The 3,368-nt window shown below is 33.0% G+C and carries 1 protein-coding gene; it reads left to right on the top strand.

Going from position 1 to position 3,368, the window contains the following annotated elements:
- The first annotated feature begins 15 nt into the window (after positions 1-15).
- A complete protein-coding gene (locus AC34EU_RS08730; RefSeq protein ID WP_489696224.1) occupies positions 16-3,366 on the top strand; it encodes a M60 family peptidase N-terminal accessory domain-containing protein in 3,351 nt (1,116 codons plus the stop codon).
- The last annotated feature ends 2 nt before the right edge of the window (positions 3,367-3,368 follow it).

Below are 3,368 nucleotides of genomic sequence, written 5' to 3'. Positions count from 1 at the left end.
CTTACATTTAATACTATGAAAAAGTTACTTCTTCTACTTTTACTCCCGATAGTTTCTTTTAGTCAAGACTCTTTAATTTGCGTAATTGATAATGCAAACAATTTACTTCCTTCATCATATAATTTGAATGCAAATAATTTAAAAAAAACAAACGACAATAAAGAGACGATGAATCTCTGTGTTGCGGTTGGAGGTAAAGTCTGGAAAGATAACAGTCGAAACTCTTTATATGATAATAATGAACCTCTGATTGAAGGGGTTAATGTTGCTCTCTATAGTGATGATGATGGGGATGGGAATCCTACTAATTGGAATGGAGCTATTAAAACTGATCAAAATGGAGAATATAGGTTTAGTGGTTTAGATCCTGGAAAATATATTGTATTTATTTGGTTAGTTGATAACTGGGGTGTAAATGAACCATTACACAACTTGTACTCTTCACCAATTTTTTCTGCAGACCCTAATAATGATATTATAAATGATAATAGTGGTCCTGGAGAGCAAATGTTTGATTTGTCATTTTATCCTAAACCAAGAGGTCCAAGAGATATACGTAGTGGGATTATTGATCTTTCAATAAACGAAGAACCTACGAATGAAAATGTAGTCATGAATGTTGGAGATTGTTCTGACAGTTCAGAAAACATGACTATTGATTTTGGTTTTTATTCTAAAGAGATTTCTCCTTGTGATTGGATTCCCTCCGGAGATGGACTTTCTGAATTTATATTAGCCTTAAACGCAATGACAAATCATGTGAATGATAACAACTTATTAATTGAAAATCAATTAATAAATCATTTGAACACCATCAAAAGCTATGCATTATGTAATCTTTCGGCTGCAAAAACAGAGATATTTGATTTTACAGATACTTACGAGGAAAACAATCCTCCTGTTTTTTCCAATAATAATAGCCCAGTCAAGTTCTCTGAACTAGCAATTGAGACACAAGCATTCATCTTTTTACAACAAACTATTTTTGATGAACAATATACAGACTCTAATTTAATTAATATGTCAGGAATTAAGTATGAAGCGGCTAACCATTTTCCTGGAGAAGTTAATCAAAATGCTCCAAGAGTTGAAAGTACATTGGTTGAGATTGATGGTAATTATAGTTATGTTCCTGGCGCTAGACATTTAGGTGATACCTGGCCTGCTAAGAGACCTACTGGCTATTATGTAGCTCCAGGAGAGCTAGTTACCATTACAATTCCCAATGATTTTATAGATAAAGAACTCAAAGTAAAGGTTGGTGTTCACGAGAGAGACCATTCAAACCTTGGAGAAACTAATCGATTTTTAAGAATATCCAAAGATTACAAATTAGATAATGAAATAACTACCATTATGAATCCTTTTGGAGGAGGTATTTATATTTTAGTTCCTGAAGGATCAAGCCTAGGTTCATTTAATATTACAATTAATGGGGCTGTTAAAGCTCCTTATTTTTCGTGTAGAAATGAAAATGAGACCAATCTTAGCGTATGGCAAGATGAATTAGCTAGTCAAAACGTTCCATGGGCAGATATAGAAGGAGATAAATTTATGATGACCGTTAGAAGTGATCACCTCTACGGAAATGGTTCAATAAATTTAACAGATCCAACTTTTTTAATGCAAAAATGGGATGAGGTAGCAGATGCCTTTAATTTCATTGGAGGTAGACCTCCTTTCAGATCTCGAGCAGAGTATATCATTTCTGATTCAAGAATACCTGATGGAAGTTATGGAACTGGTTATCCTGCAGTATATGACCAAAATGATGATGGAATGATTCCCACTTCTTTACTTTTTGAAAACAGTTATACTGATGGAGGAGTAACGACATTGTTTCATGAAATGGGACATCTAGAATGGCATCCTACTTTAAATAAAAGTATAGAATCAATAGTTCACTTACCTGCAGTTTACTTATGGAATACCTACGATAACGTTCCATTAGATATAGCTTTTAAATATTCTGCATTTCAGAGATTAACGATGGATCAAACAACTATAGATTGGATTATGACCGATAATTTCAGAAATAATAGACCAATGGAATGTGATCCAACTATAGAGTCAAGTGTTTGCCAAGAAGTTAGATATCAACACAGGGGTCATGCTATGTATGTTGAAATAGCTGAACTTTTCGGCTGGGAAGCCATATATAATACTCATAAAATATTTTATGACGAATGGAAAGATAATGACCAAGAAGAATGGAATTTCATGAATCCTTCTAATGGAAATAGCATAGAAGGTGATGAATTAATCCTAGCAGCATCTAATTCTAACCAAGTTAACATGGCTCCGCTTTTTCATTTTTGGGGACTTCACCCATCAAATTCAATAATGAGTCAATTAAATAGCTTACCTAATTCCTGTCAGATATATAACAGAATTCTTCACTATAAATCAATAACCCCTGATAATACTGAAGAATTTAAAACATGGTATGATTTGAATTATGAACCAGTAGGTGGAGTTCAACAAGTTAGGTATGACTATGCACTAAGTAATTATGATTCCGATAATTACAGTCAAAAAATAAATGAGCAAATTGATTTTATTATTGAAACTTACTTTGGTGATGAAAATTATAACTCTAATGGTATAATTGAATGTCCTGATAACCTTATACAAGAACCTTTTAATCCTCCAGCCAATAACTTTAATGTTGGAGTTGTTGGTGCTTCATGTGTTGGTCAAAGTAGTGGTAAAATAAACATTTTATTAGTTGACCAATCTAAAAACTATATAGCTTCTTTAGATGGAAATGAATTTATTAATTTTAATCTCACTAAAGGATACAGTCAATCCTTTGAAAACCTAAGTGCTGGGGTTCATCAGGTGTGTTTTTCTGTAGATGTTGATGCTAATTTTACTAGGTGCTTCTCCCTTAACGTAACAGAACCGCAACCACTATCAGTTTATTCCAGAGTAAATCCTTCCAAAAAATCAGTGACCATAAATATGGAAGGATCAAACCGTTATACTGTAAAGTTAAATGGTGAAACATCAATTATTGACTCTAGCTCTTCAGAGCTTCAATTAAAAGCTGGAATTAATTTTTTAGAAGTTTATACAGATCAAGAATGTCAAGGGGTCTATACCGAAGAAATTTTTGTTAGTGAAGAAGTTCAATACTATCCAAACCCAACTAGTGGATCTGTTCAGGTGTTTGTCTCTGGAGAAGATACTCAGATAAATCTAAGCATTAATGGAGTTAACGGTTATTGTTATTCTGATCAATCAGTCGCCGTATCTAGTTCAAGAAAAATTGATTTGGACCTGTCTTCATTTAATAATGGGGTATATATTATTCACGTTGAAGGACCAACAGTTAGTAAATCATTTAAGATAATTAAAAAATAGGC

Source organism: Candidatus Marivariicella framensis (assembly GCF_982709265.1).
Note: the sequence above shows the minus strand (reverse complement) of the source record. Positions and strands in the feature narration are given on the sequence as shown.

What these genes read in the sequence shown, in the direction of transcription:
- AC34EU_RS08730 (WP_489696224.1), top strand. Translation starts at nt 16, where the DNA reads ATGAAAAAGTTACTTCTTCTACTTTTACTCCCGATAGTTTCTTTTAGT.